General features: G+C 69.7%; 13 protein-coding genes, 1 tRNA gene and 2 pseudogenes. 8 read left to right on the plus strand and 8 right to left on the minus strand.

The features are described 5' to 3' along the window. Positions 1 to 31: 31 nt before the first annotated feature. Positions 32 to 2,683 carry a SpoIIE family protein phosphatase gene (locus ABZX90_RS22385; RefSeq protein WP_355207297.1) on the minus strand — a complete coding sequence of 884 codons (2,652 nt, stop codon included), beginning with the start codon at positions 2,681 to 2,683 and terminating at the stop codon, positions 32 to 34. 959 nt (positions 2,684 to 3,642) lie between these two features. On the opposite strand from ABZX90_RS22385, the gene ABZX90_RS22390 reads away from it, so the two are divergent. Then, positions 3,643 to 4,863 (plus strand): Ig-like domain-containing protein, encoded by a 1,221-nt coding sequence (locus ABZX90_RS22390; protein ID WP_355207300.1) that lies wholly within the window; start codon positions 3,643 to 3,645, stop codon positions 4,861 to 4,863. Positions 4,864 to 5,055: 192 nt separating this feature from the next. Here the strand turns inward: ABZX90_RS22390 and ABZX90_RS22395 are convergent. Continuing rightward, positions 5,056 to 5,140, minus strand: a tRNA-Leu gene (locus tag ABZX90_RS22395). Between the two features lie 142 nt (positions 5,141 to 5,282). Here ABZX90_RS22395 and ABZX90_RS22400 point away from each other — a divergent pair. Next, positions 5,283 to 6,614 (plus strand): DUF2254 domain-containing protein, encoded by a 1,332-nt coding sequence (locus tag ABZX90_RS22400; protein ID WP_355207303.1) that lies wholly within the window; start codon positions 5,283 to 5,285, stop codon positions 6,612 to 6,614. Positions 6,615 to 6,872: 258 nt separating this feature from the next. Here ABZX90_RS22400 and ABZX90_RS22405 read toward each other — a convergent pair whose 3' ends face one another. From ABZX90_RS22405 to sucC, 3 genes are all read right to left on the minus strand, one after another. Beyond that, positions 6,873 to 8,486: an aldehyde dehydrogenase family protein gene (locus tag ABZX90_RS22405; RefSeq protein WP_351119054.1), complete on the minus strand. Its 1,614-nt coding sequence runs from the start codon at positions 8,484 to 8,486 to the stop codon at positions 6,873 to 6,875. Positions 8,487 to 8,629: 143 nt separating this feature from the next. Next, positions 8,630 to 9,571, minus strand: a complete 942-nt coding sequence (gene sucD / locus ABZX90_RS22410) for a succinate--CoA ligase subunit alpha (protein ID WP_351119053.1) — start codon at positions 9,569 to 9,571, stop codon at positions 8,630 to 8,632. An 11-nt stretch (positions 9,572 to 9,582) separates the two neighbouring features. Next, positions 9,583 to 10,713: an ADP-forming succinate--CoA ligase subunit beta gene (sucC, locus tag ABZX90_RS22415; RefSeq protein ID WP_351119052.1), complete on the minus strand. Its 1,131-nt coding sequence runs from the start codon at positions 10,711 to 10,713 to the stop codon at positions 9,583 to 9,585. Positions 10,714 to 10,878: 165 nt separating this feature from the next. On the opposite strand from sucC, the gene frc reads away from it, so the two are divergent. From frc to ABZX90_RS22445, 6 genes and pseudogenes are all read left to right on the plus strand, one after another. Next, positions 10,879 to 12,111 carry a formyl-CoA transferase gene (gene frc / locus ABZX90_RS22420; RefSeq protein ID WP_351119051.1) on the plus strand — a complete coding sequence of 411 codons (1,233 nt, stop codon included), beginning with the start codon at positions 10,879 to 10,881 and terminating at the stop codon, positions 12,109 to 12,111. Position 12,112: 1 nt separating this feature from the next. Next, positions 12,113 to 12,448 (plus strand): annotated as a pseudogene (locus tag ABZX90_RS22425) (acetate--CoA ligase family protein); the annotation flags it as partial. Positions 12,449 to 12,599: 151 nt separating this feature from the next. Continuing rightward, on the plus strand, positions 12,600 to 13,517 hold the full coding sequence (locus ABZX90_RS22430) for a zinc ribbon domain-containing protein (protein WP_355207307.1): 918 nt from the start codon (positions 12,600 to 12,602) through the stop codon (positions 13,515 to 13,517). 68 nt (positions 13,518 to 13,585) lie between these two features. Further along, positions 13,586 to 13,789, plus strand: a pseudogene (locus ABZX90_RS22435) (hypothetical protein); the annotation flags it as partial. A 118-nt stretch (positions 13,790 to 13,907) separates the two neighbouring features. Beyond that, positions 13,908 to 15,296, plus strand: coding sequence for an OFA family MFS transporter (locus ABZX90_RS22440; protein WP_351119047.1), 1,389 nt, complete (start codon positions 13,908 to 13,910; stop codon positions 15,294 to 15,296). Next, a complete protein-coding gene (locus ABZX90_RS22445; RefSeq protein WP_351119046.1) occupies positions 15,296 to 16,702 on the plus strand; it encodes an OFA family MFS transporter in 1,407 nt (468 codons plus the stop codon). The genes ABZX90_RS22440 and ABZX90_RS22445 overlap by 1 nt, the downstream gene beginning before the upstream one ends. A gap of 133 nt (positions 16,703 to 16,835) precedes the next feature. On the opposite strand, the gene ABZX90_RS22450 is transcribed toward ABZX90_RS22445, so the two are convergent. The 3 genes from ABZX90_RS22450 to ABZX90_RS22460 form a co-directional block, all read right to left on the minus strand. Beyond that, a complete protein-coding gene (locus tag ABZX90_RS22450) occupies positions 16,836 to 17,846 on the minus strand; it encodes a sugar phosphate isomerase/epimerase family protein (protein WP_355207312.1) in 1,011 nt (336 codons plus the stop codon). Between the two features lie 12 nt (positions 17,847 to 17,858). Further along, positions 17,859 to 19,184: a Gfo/Idh/MocA family oxidoreductase gene (locus ABZX90_RS22455; protein ID WP_355207315.1), complete on the minus strand. Its 1,326-nt coding sequence runs from the start codon at positions 19,182 to 19,184 to the stop codon at positions 17,859 to 17,861. Between the two features lie 77 nt (positions 19,185 to 19,261). Then, positions 19,262 to 20,311, minus strand: coding sequence for a substrate-binding domain-containing protein (locus tag ABZX90_RS22460; RefSeq protein WP_355207318.1), 1,050 nt, complete (start codon positions 20,309 to 20,311; stop codon positions 19,262 to 19,264). Between the last annotated feature and the right edge of the window lies 1 nt (position 20,312).

Raw genomic sequence — 20,312 nt, forward strand, 5'->3', positions numbered from 1 at the left:
CCCGGGGCGGCGGTCCGGTTTCCGCCCCGCTTCACAGGTCCGCCATCAGGAGAGCGCCCAGGTCCCCGGCGGCTCCGGCGTCGAGCGCCTGCTCAGCCCAGATGATCTTGCCTCGGTCGGTGTAACGGGTCCCCCAGCGGCGGGACATCTGCGCGACGAGGAACAGACCGCGGCCCCCCTCGTCGGTGAAGGCCGCGCGGCGCAGGTGCGGGGAGGTGCTGGTGCCGTCGGCGACCTCGCAGATCAGGCTGTCGCGGTCGCGCAGCAGCCGCAGACTGATGGGGCTCCCTCCGTACCGGATGGCGTTCGTCACCAGTTCGCTGAGGATCAGCTCGGTGGTGAAGACTGCGTCGCCGAGCCCCCAGGATTCCAGCCTGCGGGTGGCCTCGGCGCGGATCCGGGAGACGGCCGCGGGGTCGTCGGGCACCTCCCACTCCGCGACCTGCTCCGGGTCGAGCAGCCGGGTGCGTGCGACCAGCAGGGCGACATCGTCGCTCGACCTGGTGCGCAGCATCGCGTCGAGCACCGCCCGGCAGGTTTCGTCCGGGGTGTCGCCGTCCGTGTCGGCGAGCGCCTCCCTCAGCATGCCGAGCCCGACGTCGATGTCGCGGCCGCGGGCCTCGACCAGGCCGTCGGTGTAAAGGACGAGCCGGCTGTCGGCGGCCAGCCGGAGTACGGCCGTCTCGACCGGCAGGCCTCCTCCCACGCCAAGTGGCGGGGCGACGGGGATGTCGGGGAAGGTCACGGAGCCGTCGGGCGAGACCAGCGCCGGACCGGGATGACCGGCGCGGGCGAGAACGCACCGCCCGGTCACCGGATCGTAGACCGCGTACAGGCAGGTGGCACCGGTGACGGCCTCGCTGCTGCCCTCTGCCGCCGCGTCCTGGTCGATCCGGGCGATCAGGTCGTCCAGGTGCGCGAGAAGCTCGTCCGGGGGCAGGTCCAGGGCGGCGAAGTTGTGCACCGCGGTCCTCAGGCGGCCCATCGTCGCGGCGGCGTGCAGGCCGTGTCCGACGACGTCGCCGACCACCAGGGCCACCCGGGCGCCCGGCAGCGGGATGACGTCGTACCAGTCGCCGCCCACCCCCGCCTGGGCGGGCAGGTAACGGTGCCCGACCTCCAGGGCGGACAGCTCGGGGAGTATGCCGGGCAGCAGGCTGCGCTGGAGGGTGACGGCCGTGGTGTGCTCACGGGTGTAGCGGCGCGCGTTGTCGATGCACACGGCCGCGCGGGCGGCGAGTTCCTCGGCGGGGGACAGGTCGTCCGACTCGAAGGGGTCCTGCTCCGAACGCCAGAAGTCCACTACCCCCAGCAATTGGCCTCGAGCCCGGAGCGGCACCGAGATCATGGAGTGGATACCGTATTCGATGACCTTCTGGGCCCGCTCCGGGTCCTGGGCCCGCCATCCGTCCGCCAAGGCGAGCTGCGTCACCAGGACCGGTCGGCCGGCGGTCATACCGATGGCCACGGGGTTGTCGGCCACGTAGGGCATACGCGTCCCGATGGGGTAAAGGGGCGCGTCGTCCCGGATGCCCTCGGCTGCGATGCGGCGCATTTCCATGTTCGCCCCCGTCGGGTCACCACCGCGCATTACGGGCTCCCCCAGCTCGACGGTGGCGAAGTCGGCGAAGCGCGGGACCGCCACCTCGGCCAGTTCCTCGGCGGTGCGCTTCACGTCGAGGGTGGTACCGATCCGCGTGCTGGCCTCGTAGAGCAGTTGCAGGCGTCCGCCCGCCACGTCCGCCCGGCCCGCGAGGGCGCGCAGCTCCGTGGTGTCCCGCAGGGTGGCCACGCTGCCCCCGTGCGAGCCCACCGGCCGCACGCTGACCGCGAGCAGGATGTCCCCGGCCAGGAAGACCTGGTCCGTGGCCGCCCGGCCCGATCCCAGCAGTTCGGCCAGGGCCGGGTTCAGCCCGAGTCCGGTGACCGGACTGCCCTCGGCCTCCGGCGGCAGTGCGAGCAGCCGGCGCGCCTCGTCGTTGACCAGCAGCAGCCTTCCGTCACCGTCCAGAATGATCACGCCTTCACGGACCGCGTGCAGCACCGCGTCGTGGTGCTCGTACATACGGGTCATCTCCACCGGCCCCAGGCCCTGGGTCTGGCGCCGCAAACGCCCGCTGACCAGTGCCGACCCACCCGCTGCCAGCAGCAGCGCGACACCGCCGGCGGCGAAGATCACCGGCAGTTGGTGCTGCACCACGCTGGTCACCTTGTCGACCGTGACCCCCACGGTGACGAGGCCGACCGCGTTCCCCTTCTCGTCGAAGACGGCCACCGTCGAGTCGACCGCCTTCCCCAGACTGCTGTCGAACGTGGTCTGGTGGGGCTCGCCTCCGAGCGCCTGGCCGTAGGAGGTGGAGACGTGCTTCCCGATCTGGTCCGGGTCCGGGTGGGTCCACCGGAAGCCGTATGGGCTCAGCGCCACGACGTAGTCGACGCCGGTCTTCTTGCGCACCACCTCGGCATGTGGCTGGAGTTCCGCCGTCGGGTCATCGCTCTTCATCGCCTCCGCGGTGCCCGGGGCGTTCGCGAACGACTCGGCCGCCACCAGTGACCGGTCGCCGGCTTCCTGGATCGCGCGGTTGCGGTCCTGGATCACGAGCACCACGACGGCCGTGGCGATGAGCAGCAGGACGACCACCAGTTGCAGCAGGAAGACCTGACCGGCGACGCTGCGCGGCATCCGCAACGGCAGCACACGTCGGCCGGCCGAATGGGGACGGGCCTTCGGGCCGGCTTCCGGCGGCCCGGCCTTCGGTGGCACGCGGTCGCCCCGTCGGCTCGCTGGGACGTATCGCCCAAGTTTGCCCATTTTCCCAGTATCAGTGACCTGCTCGGCGGGCGCGGCTCAGGACGGACCGGCCGGCCCGGTCGGGCCGGTGCCGCAGCAAGCGGGGAGCCGTCCGCACGTGGACCGGCCCCAGGAACGACGAAAGACCGGTGAGTCATGCGACTCGACCGGTCATTCGTGAGCGTATCGGGGACGATCTCGCGAACGTCCCAAGTGTGCCCCAGACACTCTGCTTGTGTCTCACGGCCCGCACGGGCAACGTGAGCCGGAGAAGCCTTGCCGATTGCCCCCGATCGGGCCAAGGATCGAATGGGCCAGCACATGTCACCGTTGGTCACGTTGACCGTAGACAGTCACACCCGAGGCGCGTCGGGTGCAATGGTCCCGAGTTCCGCATTCGTCCACAGCTCCCTGGCGCCGCCGAGAGTGCCTGGACCTGGACCTGGACCTGGACCTGTTACCTCTTCCGGGCCACGGTCGCCCTGCGCACGGGCGAGGTCCGCCGGCTCCCGCACCCGGCCTCCAAGCGCCCGGCCCGGAGGACACGGCATGGCTCTCCGAGATCTCCGACAGGTGAGGCCACGGCCGGGCGGGCCGGTGGCCGGCCGGTCGCCGGTCACGCCGGACCTCTCGCCTCCCTGTCGCCGTACGCCCTGCACCGGTCGGGAGAGCGGATCGATCACACGCCATCCGGCCGTCGGGCGGAGTCTCAGCGACGCGCGCGTAACGCGTGAAACCCGCCACAATCCACCCACCAAAACGGGCCAATACGCAAAAATGCTTCTTTGGAGCTGATTACCCCTCTGTCAATCAGCCGAGGGATTCAACGACCAGCGGCATGGGAGAAGCGTTTGATCACCGCACGCAAGCGACGCACCGGGCTGATGGCTACGGCCGGAGCACTCGCACTCACGGCGCTGGGCGGTACCAGCTACGCCGCCACCGACGACACCGGGGCTCACCCGGAAACGCAGGCACAGGCGAATCAGGCGGACACCCAGGACGTTTCCGACGCCCGAATAAAGATCACGCCTGGCCAAGCCCACGGCATCGGAATCAACGACCCCGTGAACGTCACCGTCAGCGACGGCAGACTCACCAAGGTGACCATGACCGCCGTCGCGACCGGCACCGAGGTTCCGGGCACCCTGTCCGCGGACGGCACGTCCTGGAAGCCGAACGGCCCACTGAAGCAGGCCACCCGATATCAGGTCGCCGCGGAGGCCGAGGACGCGAAGGGCCGCTCCGCCACCGAAAACGCCGCGCTCTCCACGGTCTCTCCGGCCAACGACTTCCTCGGGCACCTCTCCCCCGAGAACGGCTCGACCGTCGGTGTGGGCATGCCGGTGACCTTCAACTTCGACAAGGCGATCGGAGACAAGGCCGCCATGGAGTCGAAGATCCAGGTCAGCTCCAGCAGCGGCGAGCAGGTCGTCGGTCACTGGCTCAGCAACAGCCGCCTGGACTTCCGCCCCGAGCACTACTGGAAGCCCGGCTCCACCGTCACCGTCAAGATGAGCCTCGACGGCGTCCAGAAGACGGTCACGTTCAAGATCGGCCGGAGCCAGATCAGCACCGTCGACGCCAAAACGAAGCAGATGTCCGTCGTGCGGGACGGCAAGACGATCAAGACCATCCCGATCTCGTCCGGCAGCCCCGAGCACCCGACGTACAACGGCCGGATGGTCATCTCCGAGAAGTACCGGCAGATCCACATGAACGGTGCGACCGTCGGCCTCACGGAGAAGAACGGCAAGCCCTCCTACGACATCGAGGCCGTGCCGCACGCCATGCGCCTGACCGCCTCGGGCACGTTCATCCACGGCAACTACTGGGGCGGCGACTCGGTCTTCGGCAAGGTCAACACCAGCCACGGCTGCGTCGGCCTGAAGGACGTCAGGAACGCCGGCGAAGGCAAGCAGCCCGCCGCGTGGTTCTTCGACAACTCGATGACCGGTGACGTCGTGATCGTCAAGAACTCCGCGGACAAGGCCACCGTGGCCCCGGACAACGGCCTCAGCGACTGGAACATGCCGTGGAGCCAGTGGGTCTCGGGCAGCGCGTTGAACTGACGCCACGCCACTCGCGCACGCGAGCCTGAGTCCCTTCCGCCAGGCGGCGGCCGACACACCACCGGCCGCCACCCCCGGCGCCCGGGACGCTCGGACGGCCTCCCCGGGGAGTCCTCGAGCCAGGAAAACGCAACGAGGACCACGGCCGTCAGGTCGTGGTCCTCGTTCGTGTATCGCTACACAAAGAAAGTGTGTCCGAGGGGGGACTTGAACCCCCACGCCCGATAAAGGGCACTAGCACCTCAAGCTAGCGCGTCTGCCATTCCGCCACCCGGACCAGGTGTCTGCCGCCTGGCCGAGGGTGTTCCCCGCGGCGACATGGACAACAATACCAAGGTTTCGGAGTGCCTTTCACCTGCATATCCGGGCCTCCGGAGCGGGTCCACGGGACGGCGTGGGGGTGCACCTACAGTCTCACCATGGGTGACTGGGTGGATACCGGGGGTTCGCGGGAAGGGCGGCGGCCAAGGGCGCTGTCGCCGTTGCGGGAGCATCTGCGGGACACGTTCTGGTTCGCGCCCACCGCGGCCATGGTGCTGGTCTTCGTGGTGTGGGCGGTGGCGTCCGAGCTCGACACCGCGATCGTCGAGGCACTGCAGAAGGCGCAGGACTACGACACCCTCGACGATCTGCTGCGTCTGGCCGACGACGCGAAGACCGTGGTGACCGTGGTCAGCTCGGCGATGATGACCTTCATCGGCGTGGTCTTCAGCATCTCGCTGGTCGCCGTGCAGATGGCGAGCGGGCAGTTCAGTCCGCGCGTGGTGCGGATCTTCGTGCGGAGCCGGATCACCAAGGCCACGTTCGCCGTCTTCCTCGCGACCTTCCTGCTGTCGCTCCTGGTGCTGACCTCGTACGAGGGGCACGCCGAAGCGCGGTATGTGACCTCGGTCCCCCTGGTGCAGTCGGTTATGACGCTCCTGATGCTGGGGCTCAGCCTCCTGCTCTTCGTGATGTACGTGAACCAGACCCTGCGGCTCATGCGCATCAGCCATGTCATCGACCGCATCACCCGTGAGGCGTTCAAGGTCGTCGCGCGGATGCCCGTCGCCCGCTCGTCCGGCGAGGAGGAAGCGCTCGGTCCGGTGACCGCCCGGGTCATCCACCACGGGCGGGCCGGTGTCCTGCGGGACGTGGACATCGCCCGGCTGGTGAAGGCGGCCCGGCAGCAGGGTGTCGTCCTGCGGCTGATCCCGCGGATCGGGGACTTCGTCGTACCGGGCACGCCGCTGTTCGCCGTGCACGGAGGTGCTGCCCCCGCGGGGCGGTCGCTGAGCTACACGGTGTCCGTCGGTGTCGAGCGCACCTTCCACCAGGACTTCGCGTTCGGGCTGCGCCAGCTGTCCGACATCGGGCTACGGGCCCTGTCGGCCGCGGTGAACGATCCGACCACGGCCGTGCAGGCGATCGACCGCATCGTGCAGTTCCTGGCCGCCGTCGCCGGCCGTCCCCTGGACGCGGCGCTCCACCACGACCGGCGCGGGACCGTACGGCTGGTGCAGCCCGTGCCGGGCTGGACGGAGCTGGTCGATCTCGGGTTCGCCGAGATCCGGGGGTGCGCCGTGGGCAGTCCGCAGGTCACCCGGCGCCTCATCGCCGGGCTCGACGATCTGGCCATGATCGCTCCCGCGGACCGGCGCGAGCCGCTGCTCCGGCACCGCGCACTGCTCACCGAGGCCGTGGAGCGCACGGTGTCCGAGGCGTCGGACCGCGCCTTCGCCCTGCGGCCGGACCGACAGGGCATCGGGTAACCGGTACCCGGTAGCCGGTGCGGCATCCGGTAGCCGGTAATCGGTAGCCGGCAGGGCATCCGGTAATCGGTAGCCGGCAGGGCATCGGGTGGCCCGCTCGGCGCACCGGGCGCACCGCCCCGGCTCGGCGCACGCGGTCATCCCCGAAGGGCGGCGTCCCGTCGCAGGCCCGGTCGGGCGGCGCCCTTCCGCAGACGCCGCCCACGTTCACCTCACGAGGCTCGCAGCACTCTCCGAGCAGGGCTCACCAGGCCGCACTCACGGCATCAAGTGATAGTCCGGGAAGTTCCCCGGCAACCGCTCCCCCGCCGGCCCCCGGGTCACCGCGCGCACCAGGAGTTCCCCGCCCACGAACGCGCCGCGCCACGACGCGCCGAAGCCGCCGAAGAGTTCGTCGCGGTCGCCCCGGGAGCGGGGCTTTCCGTGGCCGACCTTGAACGCGCGGATCTGCGGGGCCAGTCGGCTGTACGTCGCCTCGTCGTCCGTGGACAGCGTGGCGACCAGCGCGCCGTTCGACGCGTTCATCGCGGCGAGCAGCTCGGCCTCGGTGTCGACCAGGACGATGGTGTCGACCGGGCCGAAGGGTTCCGCGTGGTGCAGCGGGGAGGAGGGGGGCGGGTTGAGGAGCGTGACGGGCTGGACGTACGCCGCCGTGTCCTGGCCGGGCAGGAAGCGGGTGTCGGACAGCTTGCCGCGGTGCAGCGGGACGGCGCCGCGGTCGATGGCCTCGGCGACCTGGTCGTGCAGTTCCTTGGCCTTGGCCGCGTTGATGACCGGGCCGAAGTCGAGGGACGGGTACGGGTCGTCCGGGTGCTCGACGGCCAGTGGGTGGCCGGTCCGCAGGGTGCGGACAGCCGGGAGGTACGCGGCGAGGAACTCGTCGAACGACGAGCGCTGGACGACGAAGCGCGGGTAGGCCGTGCAGCGCTGCTTGCCGTAGTCGAACAGCTTGGGGACGACCGCCGTCAGCGCGTCCCAGTCGGTGTGGTTCCAGATGCCCCAGGTGTTGAGCCCCTCCTGTTCGAGGACATGCCGCTTGCCGAGGTCGGCGACGGCGGTGGCCACCGCGGCGCCGGTGTCCCGGCCGCCGACGAAGGAGACACAGCCGATCTCGGGCGCGCGCACGAGCGCCTCCGACAGCTCGCCCCCGCTGCCGCTGACCAGGGTGACGGGGATGCCCTCGCGCGCGGCGAGCGCGCAGGCCAGGGTGAGGCAGGCGACGCCGCCGTCGGTCGGGGTCTTGGCGATGACCGCGTTGCCCGCCAGCGCCTGGACCAGCATCGCGTGGACGAGCACGCTCATGGGGTAGTTCCAGCTGGCGATGTTGGAGACGGGTCCGTCCAGCGGGGCCCGGCCCTCCAGCATGGGCTCGATGCCGTCGACGTACCAGCGCACACCGTCGATCGCCCGGTCCACGTCGGCCTGGGCGAGTCGCCAGGGCTTGCCGATCTCCCAGACCAGCAGGAGGGCGAGGAGTTCACGGTGTTCGGTGAGCGCGTCGAGGGTCGCCGCGACGCGGGCCCGGCGTTCCGCGAGGGGTACATGGCGCCAGGCGCGGTGCTGGTCGAGCGAGGCGCGGACGGCCTGCCGGGCGGTGGCGCCGTCGAGCCGCGGCGGTCCCGCGATGGGGCCGGCGTCGACGGGGCTGGTGGCGGGCAGTGCCCGGCCGTCCGCCTGCCAGCCGGAGTGCCAGAGGTTGAGGACCCGGTCGTCGCGGAACGCCTCGGGGGCGACGGTGAGGCATCGCCGCCAGGCGTCGGTCCAGGACGTACCGGCCTTGAGGACAAGGGGGGCGGTACGGATGGAGGCGGGATCGAGGAGGGTGGGATCCAGGGAGTCGGGGTCGCGAGGGTTGGTGTCGAGGGTTGTCATGCGTGTCTCCGCTCTCGGTGCACAGTCGGGGGCGGGGGGCCCGGTTTCTGCCGAGTGGCAGGTCTTACGGGCCCGCGCGAGCAGTCGTCGCGTACGTAAGGGGACGGTAGTGAGGTCGTACGGCTTCCGGCAGTCACCTCACGTCAACTATGAGTGACATCACGCGGGGTCGCAGGCTCGTGCAGCCGGGCCAGGACCAGCCGGGCCGTCTCGGTCGGGGTACCGCCCACGCTCACCCCGGCCGCCTCCAGGGCCTTCTTCTTGGCCCGGGCGGTGCCCGAGGAGCCGGAGACGATGGCGCCGGCGTGGCCCATGGCCCGGCCCTCGGGGGCGGTGAATCCGGCGATGTAGCCGACGACGGGCTTGGTGATGTGGTCGCGGACGTACGCGGCCGCCCGCTCCTCGGCGTCGCCGCCGATCTCCCCGATGAGAACGATCAGCTCGGTGTCGGGGTCGTCCTGGAAGGCCGCGAGGCAGTCGATGTGGCTGGTGCCGACGACGGGGTCTCCGCCGATGCCCACACAGGTCGAGAAGCCGATGTCCCTCAGTTCGTGCATCAGTTGGTAGGTGAGGGTGCCGGACTTGGAGACCAGGCCGATGCGTCCCGGCCGGGTGATGTCGGCGGGGATGATGCCCGCGTTGGACTGTCCGGGGGTGATGAGACCGGGGCAGTTGGGCCCGATGACGCGCGTGCCCCGGGTGGCGGCGTGGGCGCGGAAGGCGACGGAGTCGTGGACGGGGATGCCCTCGGTGATGACGACGGCGAGTCCGATCCCGGCGTCGGCCGCCTCCATCACGGCCGCGCGGGCGAAGGCGGGCGGCACGAAGACGACGCTCACGTCCGCGCCGGTCGCCTCGATTCCCTCGCGCACCGATCCGAAGACGGGGACGGCCCTGGGGGCGCCTCCCAGGTCCTCGGGGCTCCGGGGGACGGCGAAGTCGACGGTCCGGCCCGCCTTGCGCGGGTTGACGCCGCCGACGACGTTCGTACCGGCCGCGAGCATCCGCCGGGTGTGTCTCATGCCCTCGGAGCCGGTCATGCCCTGGACGAGGACCTTGGACGCCTTGGTGAGAAAGATGGCCATGTCCCGCTCCTTCAGCTGGCGTTGGCTAGTCGGGCGGCGAGGTGTGCGGCGGCGTCCATGGTGGTGGCCTGCCGCACCAGGGGGTGCGCCCGGTCGCCGAGGACGGCGCGGCCCCGTGCGGCGTTGTTGCCGTCGAGCCGGACCACCAGCGGCTTGGTCGGCCGCACGGTGTCGAGGGCCCGTACGATGCCGTCGGCGACGGCGTCGCAGGCGGTGATCCCGCCGAAGACGTTGACGAGGACGGACTTGACGTCCGGGTCGGAGAGGACGACGGACAGGGCGTCGGACATGATCCGCGCGGAGGCTCCGCCGCCGATGTCGAGGAAGTTGGCGGGGCGGGCGCCGCAGCCGGCGATCACGTCGAGGGTCGACATGACGAGGCCCGCGCCGTTGCCGATGACGCCGACCTCGCCGTCCAGTTTCACGTAGTTGAGGCCCTTGGCCGCGGCCGCCGCCTCCAGCGGGTCGTCGCGCGAGACATCCTCCTCACCCCAACGCGCTTGGCGGAAACGGGCGTTGTCGTCGAGTGTCACCTTGCCATCGAGGGCCAGGAGCTGTCCCTGGACGGTGCGGACGAGGGGATTCACCTCGACGAGGAGGGCGTCCTCGCGCGTGAGCACCTCCCAGAGCCGGATGAGGATGTCGGCGGTCCGCGGTGGCAGCCCGGCCGCGCGGACGATCTCGGTCGCCTTCGCCGAGGTGACGCCTTCCGCCGGGTCCACGGGGATGCGCGCCACCGACTCCGGCCTGGTCGCGGCCACTTCCTCGATCTCCGTGCCGCCCTCGGCGGAGGCGATCGCGAGGAAGCCTCCGGAGGCGCGGTCGAGGACGTACGAGACGTAGAACTCGCTCTCGATGTCGACGGGTTGGGCCAGCATCACCGTACGGACCGGGTGGCCCTTGATGTCCATGCCGAGGATCTGCCGTGCCGTCCGCTCGGCGGCGGCGGGGTCCTCGGCGAGCCGCACGCCGCCCGCCTTGCCGCGCCCGCCGGCCTTGACCTGCGCCTTGACGACGGCGCGGCCGCCCAGTCTGCGGGCGATCGCGCGGGCCTCCCGGGGCGAGTCCGTGACTTCGGCGCGCGGCACCAGGATGCCGTGCTCCTCGAAGAGTTGCCGCGCCTGATGCTCATACAGGTCCACGATTCGGCTCCTGTCCTGAAAGTGGTGCACGACCCCTGGACATCACCCATCGGATGCGGGATAACAATCTTCATACAGTATCCGTCGACTGTATGCAATGTGCGAACCTGGCCCACCGCCGGCGGCATCGGGGCGGCTCAAGCCAACGGACAAGTGAGGTGACCTGTGACGTCCAAGGCTCTCGAAGGCATCCGCGTCCTGGACATGACGCACGTTCAGTCCGGCCCCTCGGCGACCCAGTTGATGGCCTGGCTCGGCGCCGACGTGGTCAAACTGGAGGCGCCGTCCGGTGACATCACCCGCGCCCAGTTGCGGGACATCCCGGACGCCGACTCCCTCTACTTCACCATGCTCAACAGCAACAAGCGCAGCATCACCCTCAACACCAAGACGGAGCGCGGCAAGCAGCTCCTGACCGAGCTGATCCGCCGCTCGGACGTCATGGTGGAGAACTTCGGCCCCGGCGCGATCGACCGCATGGGCTTCACCTGGGACCGCGTCCGCGAGATCAACCCGCGGATCGTCTACGCCTCCATCAAGGGCTTCGGGGACGGTCCGTACACCAACTTCAAGGCGTACGAGGTGGTCGCGCAGGCCATGGGCGGGTCCATGGCCACCACCGGATTCGAGGACGGCCCTCCGATGGCCACCGGCGCGCAGATCGGTGACTCCGGCACCGGCATCCACGCCGTCGCCGCCATCCTCGCCGCGCTGCTCCAGCGCACCCGCACCGGACGCGGCCAGCGCGTCAACGTCGCCATGCAGCACGCCGTCCTGAATCTCTGCCGGGTGAAGCTGCGCGACCAACAGCGCCTCACCCACGGGCCGCTCGCCGAATACCCCAACGAGGACTTCGGCGACGAGGTGCCCCGCTCCGGCAACGCCTCGGGTGGCGGCCAGCCCGGCTGGGCCGTCAAGTGCGCGCCCGGCGGCCCCAACGACTACGTCTATGTCATCGTCCAGCCCACCGGTTGGAAGCCGATGACCCGGCTGCTCGGCCGCCCCGAACTCGCCGACGACCCCGAGTGGGCCACCCCACAGGCCCGGCTGCCCAAGCTCGCCAAGATGTTCCAGCTCATCGAGGAATGGACCAGCACCTTGCCCAAATGGCAGGTGCTGGAGAAACTCAACGCCGAGAACATCCCCTGCGGGCCGATCCTGTCCACCAAGGAGATCATCGAGGACGCGTCGCTCGCCGCGAACGACATGGTCGTCGAGGTCGAGCACCCCGAACGCGGCTCCTACGTCACCGTCGGCAATCCCCTCAAACTCTCCGACTCCCCCGTCGACATCACCGCCTCCCCGCTGCTGGGTGAGCACAACGAGGAGATCTACATCGGCGAACTCGGCCTCGGTGACGAGGAACTGCGGCTGCTCAAGTCGGGCGGGGTGATCTGAGGTGCCGGACCGGGACCGGGTGGCGAGGGTGCGGGCGCTCCTCGACGCCGTACGGGACGAGGGGCGCACCGCGCTGACGGCGCCCGAGGGCAAGCTGGTCGCCGACGCGTACGGGATCGCGGTGCCCGGCGAGGAGATCGCCCGCGACCAGGACGAGGCGGTGGCCCACACGGAACGCTTCGGCGGCCCGGTGGTGATGAAGATCCCGCCGGACCTCGACACATCCTTCAGGAAGTTCATCCCGCCTTTCTGCTCCGCGGGCAACCCGGTGGACATCACGGGTGGCGAGCCGCCGTCGACGTACGAGGCGACGATCCGGCTCGGCCCTACGAACCCCCGCATCGCGTCGCGTCGGATGCCGGTCGGCGAGGACGAAGGGTCGGTGCCTGTTGACGAAAAGCGAGCGGGCGTCGGGCCGGAAGACACGGTGGCGACCTGTATGAATGTTCCCATAGGTGACCGTAAATCGATTTTGTATCGTGCCCGGTGTGCAGCTTCGGTATACCTTCCGAATCGAGCCGGGCCCCGGTCAGCGCATGGCGCTGGGCCGCGCGTTCGGGTGTGCGCGGGTGGTCTACAACGACGCGCCACGGGCCCGGGAGACAGCCCGCAGGCACGGCCTTCCTTTCCCGAAGACGGGGGACCTGTCGAAGCTGCTCATCACCGACGCGAAGCACAAGCCCGAACGGGCCTGGCTGAGCGAGGTTTCCGCGGTAGTTCTCCAGCAGTCTCTGCGGGACCTGGACACCGCGTACAAGAACTTCTTCGACAGCCTGAAAGGCACGCGCCCCCGCATGGGCGCACCCCGCTTCAAGTCCAGGCGGGACAACCGGCAGGCCGTCCGCTTCACCGCGAACGCCCGCTGGTCACTCGCGCCGGGCGGAAAGCTGCGCCTGCCGAAGATCGGCGACGTCAAGGTCAAGTGGTCCCGCACCCTTCCCTCGACGCCCTCCACGGTGACCGTGGTCAAGGACGCAGCCGGCCGGTACTTCGCGTCATTCGTGGCGGAGACCTACGGCTCCGAGGTCCTGCTCCGCAAAGCGCAGCAGGACCTGAGCCGTAAGGCGAAAGGGAGCAGCAACCGCAAGAAGAAAGGCCTCGCCCGTACGAGCCTGGCCAAGTCCGTCCACGACGCCGGCTGGTCGACGTTCGTGACCATGCTGGAGTACAAGGCCGCCCGCCACGGGCGCACCTTCAACCGCGTGGACCGGTTCTTCCCGTCCTCGCAACTGTGCTCCGCCTGCGGCTTCAAGGACGGCCCCAAGCCCCTCGCGGTCCGGGAACGGACCTGCACCGGCTGCGGCACCATCCACGACCGCGATGTGAACGCCGCCCGCAACATCCGTACCGAAAAATCCAAGGTCGCCGCAGGACGTGCGGAGACCCAAAACGCCTGCGGAGGGTAAGTAAGACCCTCCGCGCGAGCGAAGGGCGTCACCCGATGAAACAGGAACCCGACTCAAGGCGAGCCGTCGGCGACGTCGAGGTCGAGGAGGCCTGCCGGTACCTGTACGAGCGAGGGGTCGTGGCCTACCCGGACACGACCGAAATGCCGGTGGCCGTACTCGGCGCGAAGTACCGCTGGGCGCGCGCGGCGGAAAGGCTGCGGGCCGAAGGCCCGTCCGGCAGGGCGGTTGCGGGAGACGGGCGGGATGTTGGGGGGCCGTTCATGACATGAGTGTGCGCGGGGGCGGCCGACGGTGCGCGTCGGCCGCCCCCGGGACCCGTGGGCGCACGAAAGGCATTTGGCAGGGGGCGCTGACCAGATCTTTCGACGCAAGGGGTGCTAGAGCCACATGACAACCACCGACTACTCGACATCGGTCCCCTATCAAGAGGTGAGGGACCACAACGGCCGTGTGTATCGCGTCGGCGAGTCCGACATCGACATCATGGGCCGCAAACGCGCATGGATGGTCTTCCTGCCCTGGGCGGGCATGCTGGGCATCAGCTCCGCCGAGTACGCGTTCACGTCCGCGGAGGACACACTCCACGAGGCACATCTGTGGAGCAGCGGACACATCTTCTGGCTGATGGGCGTCTGGATCTTCTTCCAGGCGGCCGTGGCCTTCCCGGCCGGGCAACTGCGCGAGAGCGGCAGGCTCCCCGCCCGGACGGCGATGCTCCTGGGCGCACTGGGCACCCTGCTCGGCTATGTGTCCCTGGCGTTCGCCCCGCATGTGGCGGTCGCCTATCTCGGCTTCGGCATGTGCAGCGGCATCGGAGCGGGTCTCGTCTACGCGACCTGCGTGAACATGGTCGGCAAGTGGTATCCGGAGCGCAAGGGCGGCAAGACGGGCTTCGTCAACGGCGGTTTCGCCTACGGGTCCGTGCCCTTCGTCTTCCTGTTCACCTCGTACATGGATCTGGGCAACTACCGGGGCGTCCTGGTGGCCGTCGGTCTGCTCTGCTGCGCCGTGGTCGCGGTGGCCGGCTTGTTCTTCAAGGACCCGCCCAAGGGCTGGTGGCCGGCGAACGTGGATCCGCTGAAGGTGTCGGACGACCCGAAGATCCGGCGGGCGCTGGAGAAGAACCCGCCGGCCGTGAAGCAGTACACCCCCAAGGAGGCCGCGCGTACCCCCGTTCTCTGGATGATGTGGTTCTGTCTGCTGTGCACGGCCGGGATCAACATCTTCGGCATCGCGTTCCAGGTTCCGTTCGGCAAGGACATGGGCTTCGCGGGCGGGATCGTGGCCACGGCGATGTCTCTGAAGGCCATCGTCAACGGCACCGGGCGCGGTGTCATCGGCTGGATATCCGACCGCTTCGGACGGCGCCACACGCTCATCATCGTGTGTCTGGTGCTGGGCTCCGCGCAGTTCGGCGTCCTGGTCTCCGGCCAGATGGGCAGCATGCCGTTCTTCCTGTTCTGCTCCATGGTCTCCGGCTTCGGCGGCGGCGCGATCTTCCCGCTGTTCGCGGCCATGACGGCGGACTACTTCGGTGAGAACAACAACGCCTCCAACTACGGAATGGTCTACAGCTCGAAGCTGATCTCGGGTCTCGTGGGCTCCGGCATGGGCGCGGTCGTCGTCGGCGCGTGGGACTACCACGGCGCCTTCGTGCTCGCCGGGTCCATCGGCCTGGCGTCCGCCGTGCTGGCCCTGTTCCTCAAGGCTCCGGGCCGGCCGCAGGCCCGGACCATCGTTCCCAATCCGCACCCGCTCGGCGAGGAGATGGCCTGATGACGACGGAACCCATCGCGGAGAAGGACGCGGCGGACGACCCGGACGCCTCGATGCGCGCGTACCGGGAAGTGACGGACGCCCGGGGCCGTGTCTACCGGATCGGTGAGACGGACCGGGACATCCTGGGCCACTCACGTAAGTTCATGGTGTACCTCCCCTGGGCCGCCATGATGGCCATCAGCGTCTTCGAGTACGCGTACGGCTCGGCCGAGGACACCCTGTCCCACGCACACGGCTGGACGCAGAGCAACACCTTCTGGATCCTGAGCGTCTGGGTCTTCTTCCAGGCCGGCATCGCCTTCCCCGCCGGCTGGCTGCGGGAGAAGGGCATCCTGACGGCCCGCAAGGCCATGTACCTGGGCTCGGTCATGTGCGCGGCCGGCTTCCTGGCGCTGTCGCACCTGAGCAACGTCCTGCTGGCGATCCTCGGCTTCGGCGTCGTCGGCGGTCTCGGGTCCGGCCTGGTGTACGCGACCTGCATCAACATGGTCGGGAAGTGGTTTCCCGAGCGTCGCGGCGCGAGGACGGGATTCGTCAACGGCGGATTCGCGTACGGCTCCCTGCCGTTCATCTTCATCTTCAACTACGGGTTCGACACCGCCAACTACCACCGCGTACTGGACCTCATCGGCTGCTACGTGATGGTCGTGGTGCTGTCCGCCGCTTTCTTCTTCAAGGACCCGCCGAAGAACTGGTGGCCCGCGGACATCGACCCGCTGACCTACGGCGGTTCCGAGAAGGGGGCCGCGAGCCTCTCGAAGAACCCGCCCGCGGTGAAGCAGTACACGCCCAAGGAGGCCATCAGGACCGGCATGCTCCCGCTGATGTGGATCGCGCTCGTGATGACCGCGGGTGTGTCGATCTTCGGGATCTCCTTCCAGGTCGACTTCGCCAAGGAGGTGGGCTTCGGCCCGCTGGTGGCGGCGTCGTCGATGGGCGTGATGGCGGTCATCAACGGCGTCGGCCGGGGCGTGGTGGGCTGGCTGTCCGACACGTACGGCCGCAAGCAGACCCTGGTGTTCGTCATCGTGGTCCTCGGACTCGCGCAGTTCGGTGTCATCTGGGCCGGTGACATCCACAGCGAGGCGCTCTTCCTGTTCTTCGCGTTCCTCTCCGGGTTCGGCGGCGGGGCCTTCTACCCGATGTTCGCGGCCCTGACTCCGGACTACTTCGGCGAGAACTACAACGCCACCAACTACGGGCTGGTGTACAGCGGAAAACTGATCAGCGGTCTGTTCGGCGGCGGACTCGGCTCGATGGTGGTCGCCGCCTGGGGCTACGACGGCGCCTACGCGCTGGCCGGCGGCATCTCCATGGTGGCGGCCGTGATCGCCCTGCTGCTGCGGCAGCCGGGGCGCAGCACGGCGCACACCTCGGCGCCCCGGCCACAACCGGTGGGCTGAGCACGGGCCACCCTTACGGGGGTGGCCCGTCCAGGGCCCGTACGAGGGTGCTCGTCCGGGCTTGTACGACGGTGGCCCTCCCCGAGACTCGGGGAGGGCCACCGTTGTGTGCCGTATGTGTGCCGAACGGCCTCTACGGACTGTCGTTGCCGCCGAACGCCGCGTCGAACGATGCCGTCGGGGGCTCGAAGTCGTACGCCTTGAGGCGGGTCAGGGCCTCGGGGGCGCCCTGGAGCCGGTCCATGCCGGCGTCCTCCCACTCGACCGAGACGGGCCCCGTGTAGTCGATGGAGCGCAGCATGCGGAAGACGTCCTCCCAGGGGACGTCTCCGTGGCCCGCGGAGACGAAGTCCCAGCCGCGGCGCGGGTCGCCCCAGGGCAGGTGGGAGCCGAGCCGGCCGTTGCGGCCGTCGAGGCGCTTACGGGCTTCCTTGCAGTCGACGTGGTAGATGCGGTCGCGGAAGTCGTAGAGGAAACCGACCGGGTCGAGGTCCTGCCAGACAAAGTGGGACGGGTCGAAGTTGAGGCCGAAGGCCGGCCGGTGGCCGACTGCCTCCAGCGCCTTGTGTGTTGTCCAGTAGTCGTACGCGATCTCGCTCGGGTGGACCTCGTGCGCGAAGCGGACGCCCTCGGCGTCGAAGACGTCCAGGATCGGGTTCCAGCGGGTCGCGAAGTCCTCGTAGCCGCGCTCGATCATCGACTCGGGTGCGGGCGGGAACATCGCGACGAGGTGCCAGATCGCCGAGCCGGTGAATCCGATGACGGTGTCGACGCCGAAGGCGGCCGCCGCGCGGGCGGTGTCGGCCATCTCGGCGGCGGCCCGCTTGCGCACACCCTCGGCCTCGCCGTGGCCCCAGATGCGGGCGGGCAGGATGGCCCGGTGGCGTTCGTCGATGATGGCGTCGCAGACGGCCTGGCCGACCAGATGGTTGGAGATGGCCCAGCACTTGAGGCCGTACTTGTCGAGAAGAGCGCGCCGGGAGTCGACGTACGACGGATCGTCGAGCGCCTTGTCGACCTCGAAGTGGTCGCCCCAGCAGGCGAGTTCGAGGCCGTCGTAGCCGAAGTCACGGGCCAGGCGGCAGACCTCTTCGAGGGGCAGGTCGGCCCACTGGCCGGTGAAGAGCGTGTAGTTGCGCGGCATTCCGGGGCCTCCTCAGACCGCTACGGGGGTGTAGAGGGAGTTCTTCTCGGCGCTCTCCTCGACCGCGGCGAGGACGCGCTGCACCTGCAGGCCGTCGGCGAAGGACGGTGTGGGCGGGCGGCCGGCCGCGATGGCGTGCACCAGGTCGCGGGCCTGGTGCACGAAGGTGTGCTCGTAGCCGAGGCCGTGTCCCGGCGGCCACCAGGCGTCGAGGTAGGGGTGGTCGGGCTCGGTGACGAGGATGCGGCGGAAGCCCGCGTGGGTGCCGGGTTCGGTGTGGTCGTGGTAGGCGAGTTCGTTGAGGCGTTCCAGGTCGAAGGCCAACGAGCCGCGCTCGCCGTTTAGTTCGATGCGCAGGGAGTTCTTGCGTCCGGTGGCGAAGCGGGAGGCCTCGAAGGAGGCGAGGGCCCCGGAGGCGAAGCGGGCCGTGAACAGGGCGGCGTCGTCGACGGTGACGATTCCCGAGCGGGAGCCCGGAACAGCACCAGGACCGGAACCCGGGCCGGAGCCAGATCCGGAGCCAGATCCGGACAAGGAAGTCGAGGCGGAGCCGGGGCTCGCGTCGGAACGCGGGTCGTCCGACGGTGTACCCGGCTGCGGCACGGCGGACAGTCCGCTGGACGCCCGTGCGGGCAGCGGGCGTTGCCGTACGAAGGTCTCGGTGAGGGCGGAGACCCCGCCGAGCGGCTCCCCCGCCAGATACTGCGCGAGGTCGACGATGTGGGCCCCGAGGTCACCGAGGGCGCCCGAGCCGGCGACGTCCTTGCGGAGCCGCCAGGTGAGGGGGAACTCCGGGTCCACCAGCCAGTCCTGAAGGTACGTCACCCGTACGTGCCGCAGCGGTCCGAGCCTGCCCTCGGCGACCATGGAGCGGGCGAGCGCCGTGGCGGGGAGTCTGCGGTAGTTGAAGCCCACCATGGACATCTGACCGCGTCCAAGGGCGGCGGCGGCCGCCGCCGCCATCGCCTCGGCCTCGTCGACGGTGTTCGCGAGGGGCTTCTCGCACAGCACGTGTTTGCCCGCCGCCAGTGCGGCGACGGCGATCTCGGCGTGGCTGTCGCCGGGTGTGCAGATGTCGACGAGATCGACGTCGTCCCGGGCGATCAGCGCACGCCAGTCGGTCTCGGCGGCCCCCCAGCCGTGCCGGTCCGCCATCGCCCGCACGGCCTGTCCGTCGCGGCCGCAGACGGCGGCGAGGACCGGGCGGTACGGCAGGTCGAAGACGCGGCCCGCGGTGCGCCAGCCCTGGGAGTGGGCGGCGCCCATGAACGCGTAGCCGACCATGCCCACGCCCAATGGCGGCTTCGCGGCCTCGTCGCCCTGGTGCGGCTGTCCCATGCGGATGTCTCCTCGTCGTCGTGGCGCGGTGGGGATGGGGCCCGGACCCCCGTACCGGGCCCCTGGAACAGGGCGCCTCACTTGAAGCCGGTGGCCATGTACTGCTCGACGTTGTCCTTGTCGACGACGGCCGAGTAGAGCGTGAGCGACGCGGGGATCTCGAACTCGGCGAGCCCGCCGATGCCCTTGCCCTGCCCGAGCGTGCGGGCGAGGTCGATCGCGGACGCGGCCATGGTCGGCGGGTACAGGACCGTGGCCTTCAGGACGCTGTTGTCGGCGTCGATGGCCTGGAAGGCGGAGAGCGCTCCGGCCCCGCCGACCATCAGGAAGTCGTCGCGGCCGGCCTGCTCGATGGCCCGCAGCGCTCCCACACCCTGGTCGTCGTCGTGGTTCCACAGGGCGTCGAACTTCGGCTGCGCCTGCAGGAGTTGGGACATCTTTGCCTGGCCGGACTCGACGGTGAACTCGGCGGCCTGACGGGCCACCTTCTTGATGTTCGGGTAGTTCTTCAGCGCCGCGTCGAAGCCCTGGGTGCGCTGCTTGGTGAGTTCCAGGTTGTCCAGCCCGGCGAGCTCGATGACCCGGGCGCCCGTCTTGCCCTTGAGCTTCTCACCGATGTAGTGACCGGCGCTCAGGCCCATGCCGTAGTTGTCGCCTCCGATCCAACAGCGGTACGCCTGCGGCGAGTTGAAGATGCGGTCCAGGTTGATGACGGGGATGCCCGCGCGCATGGCCTTGAGGCCGACCTGGGTGAGGGCCTTGCCGTCGGCCGGCAGCACGACCAGGACGTCGACCTTCTTGTTGATCAGTGTCTCGATCTGGCCGATCTGCGCGGCCGTGTCGTTGGAGCCCTCGGTGATCTCCAGGCTCACGTCCGTGTACTTCTTGGCCCGGTTCTTGGCGTTGTCGTTGATGGCGTTGAGCCAGCCGTGGTCGGCCTGCGGTCCGGCGAAGCCGATGGTGACGTGCTTGCCGGGCTTGTCATCGGCGGCCGGCTGGTCGTTCGCGGCCGGCTTATCGTCCTTGGTGTCGTTGCTGGTGCAGCCGACGAGGAGGGCACCGGCCGAGACGGCGGCGGTCCCGAAGAGCAGTCCTCTGCGACTGGTCAGGCTCATGGGTTCTGGCATG

This window comes from Streptomyces sp. NPDC002935 (genome assembly GCF_040611295.1).
In the GTDB taxonomy this organism is placed as follows: domain Bacteria; phylum Actinomycetota; class Actinomycetes; order Streptomycetales; family Streptomycetaceae; genus Streptomyces.